Raw genomic sequence first — 2,830 nt, 5'->3', positions numbered from 1 at the left:
GTTTCGCTGCTGGACACCCAGCAGCGCTTCCAGCTTGTGAAATGAACCGCCGTATGCGGAACCGCACGTACGGTGGTGTGAGAGGGCGGCTGAGGTAACTCAGCTCCCTACTCGATTCAGTGCGCGAACTGCGTGCCCAGCACGTCCTGGCACACCTCGAGCCAGGCGCGCGCCGCGTGCGACAGATAGCGCCCGCTCCAGACGTGCGCTACCTGCCACGCCACTTCCGGTTCGACGAGGCGCACCGCCTCCAACGGTTCGCCGGCCAGGCGGTGGATGAATGGTTCCGGCAGCAGGGCCACGCCCAGGCCGGCCGAGGCCATCGCCACCAGCCAGTCCCACTGGCCGCTCTGGGCGGCGATGGTCGGCGTGAAGCCCGCTTGCGCGAAATGCTGGCGCAGGCTGCGGGTGAGGGCGAAATCATCCTTTAACAGCACCAGTGGCAGGTCGGCCAGCGCCTTGAAGGGCAGTGTCGTGCGGTTTTTCTGGAACGTGCCCGGCTCGGCCAGGGCCCAGATCGGGTAGCTGGCCACTGCCACTGCCACGAGGTCCAGTTCCGGGTCGGCCGGCAGCACCGTCATGCCGATTTCCAGCTCGCCCCCCGCCACCTTGCGCTCGATCTGCTGGCCCGTGTCTTCCTGCAGGGTCAGGCTGATGTGCGGGTGGCGCGCGCGGAAGGCCTTCAATACTGGCGTGAACAGCACATTGATCATGGGCGGGATGCCGACCGCCAGGCTACCGCGCTGCAAGGCCTGGGTGTCGCGCACTTCCAGGGTCAGCTGGCGCATATTGGCCAGCATTTCCTGGCCGTGCTGGTAGACGATGCGGCCCGTGTCCGTCAGGGTCAGCTTGCGCCCGTCGCGCACCAGCAGCTGGGCGCCCACTTCCTCTTCCAGCTGGCGCACCATCTTGCTGATGGTCGATTGGGTCAGGTGCAGCGATTCTGCCGCCTGCGTAAAGCTCGACAGGCGCACGGTTTCGACAAAATAGCGCAGGGAACGGATATCCAAGATGGGGCTCGCCTCGGCGAAGCATGAAAATATCGACTGGGTTTGGCGAAATTAATTCATGCCATGCATGTAGCCGCGATTTTATACTGAATCCACTTATGGGGTTGGTGTATGACAGCCATCCAGTTTGAGAATATTAAGAATGTCAGGAGCATCACGATGTACGAGGACCGTATCCGCCACCCGGGCTTGCTCAGCAAAATCATGAGCGCCGATGAGGCAGCCAAATTGTTCCACAACGGCATGCGTGTCGGCATGAGCGGCTTTACCCGTGCCGGCGACGCCAAGGCCCTGCCGCGCGCGCTGGCCGAGCGCGCCTTGCAAGACCCACTCAGCCTGACGTTGATCACGGGCGCTTCGCTGGGCAATGGCAGCGACGGCCTGATGGCCGAGGCAGGCGTGCTGGTGCGCCGCATGCCGTTCCAGGTCGACCCTGTGCTGCGCGGCAAGATCAACAACGGTGAAGTCATGTTCATCGACCAGCATCTGTCGGAAACGGCCGAGCAGCTGCGCTCGGGCAACCTGGCCGCCGTCGATATCGCCGTCATCGAAGCGACGGCCATCACGGCCGCCGGCGCCATCATCCCGACCATGTCGGTGGGCAACTCCGCCGCTTTCGCCCAGCAGGCAACGCAAGTCATCATCGAAATCAACCTGTCCACGCCGCTGGCGCTGGAAGGCTTGCATGACATCTATATTCCGCAAACCTTGCCGGGGCGCGAACCGATACCCCTCACGCGCGTCGACCAGCGCCTGGGCAGCACGGCCATTGCCATCGATCCGGCCCGCATCGCCGCCATCGTCATCACGGACAGCCCCGACAGCCCGTCGAATGCCTTGCCGCCCGACGCGGAAACGCAGGCCATCGCCGGCCACGTGATCGCCTTCCTGCAAGGCGAAGTGGCGGCCGGGCGCATGGGGCCGGAATTGCTGCCCCTGCAGGCGGGCATCGGCACCATCGCCAATGCCGTGCTGCATGGCCTGATCGGTTCGCCTTTCCAGAACATGACCATGTATTCGGAAGTGCTGCAGGACAGCGCCATCGAGCTGCTCGATTCTGGCCAGCTGGCGTTTGCCTCGGCCTCGTCGATCACCCTCTCGGCTGCCGTGCATCAAAAGCTGATGGACAATATCGACCATTACCGCTCGAAGATCGTGCTGCGCCCGCAAGAGATCAGCAACCACCCGGAAATCGTGCGCCGCCTGGGCATCATCGCGCTGAACACGGCGCTGGAATTCGATATCTACGGCAACGTCAATTCCACGCACGTGTGCGGCACGCACATGATGAACGGCATCGGCGGCTCGGGCGATTTTGCGCGCAATGGGCAAGTGTCGATGTTCGTGTCGAAATCGGCGGCCAAGGGCGGGCGCATTTCCAGCGTCGTGCCGATGGTCTCGCATGTGGACCATACGGAGCATGACGTCGACGTGCTGGTAACGGAATGGGGTTTTGCGGACTTGCGTGGCCTGGCGCCGCGCGAACGGGCGCCGCTGATCATCGAGCGCTGCACGCATCCCGATTACCGCGATCAATTGCGCGCGTATTACGACGCGGCGTGCCAGCGCGGCGGCCATACGCCGCACCTCCTGGAGCAGGCGCTGTCATGGCATACGCGCTACCAGGAAACGCGGAGCATGCTGGCAGCGTAGCAGGCTTGGCTCACTTCAAGACAGGGCAGGGCGGTGCAGCACCGCGCCTGCCCTTTTTTACGGTGCGCCCGGCAGGGCGCACTCACTGGGAGGTGCAAGTCCTCTACTCGCCCGACAAGGGGAAGAGTTAGCTGAACGGCAAGGGTGCCGCGGGCGACTGCGGATCT

The 2,830-nt window shown here is 63.9% G+C and carries 2 protein-coding genes; one reads left to right on the top strand and one right to left on the bottom strand.

Annotated elements, in window-relative coordinates; all coding sequences use genetic code 11:
* Positions 1-116 precede the first annotated feature (116 nt).
* On the bottom strand, positions 117-1,010 hold the full coding sequence (locus ACQ4WS_RS25375; RefSeq protein WP_436479716.1) for a LysR substrate-binding domain-containing protein: 894 nt from the start codon (positions 1,008-1,010) through the stop codon (positions 117-119).
* Positions 1,011-1,169: 159 nt separating this feature from the next.
* Between ACQ4WS_RS25375 and scpC the strand changes: the two genes are divergently transcribed.
* Positions 1,170-2,663 (top strand): succinyl-CoA:acetate CoA-transferase ScpC, encoded by a 1,494-nt coding sequence (scpC, locus tag ACQ4WS_RS25370; protein WP_436479715.1) that lies wholly within the window; start codon positions 1,170-1,172, stop codon positions 2,661-2,663.
* The last annotated feature ends 167 nt before the right edge of the window (positions 2,664-2,830 follow it).

The sequence above is a fragment of the Janthinobacterium leeuwenhoeki genome, assembly GCF_051380795.1.
Lineage (GTDB): Bacteria > Pseudomonadota > Gammaproteobacteria > Burkholderiales > Burkholderiaceae_D > Janthinobacterium.
The sequence above is the reverse complement of the archived record's forward strand: the minus strand, read 5'-3'. Positions and strand labels throughout refer to the sequence as shown.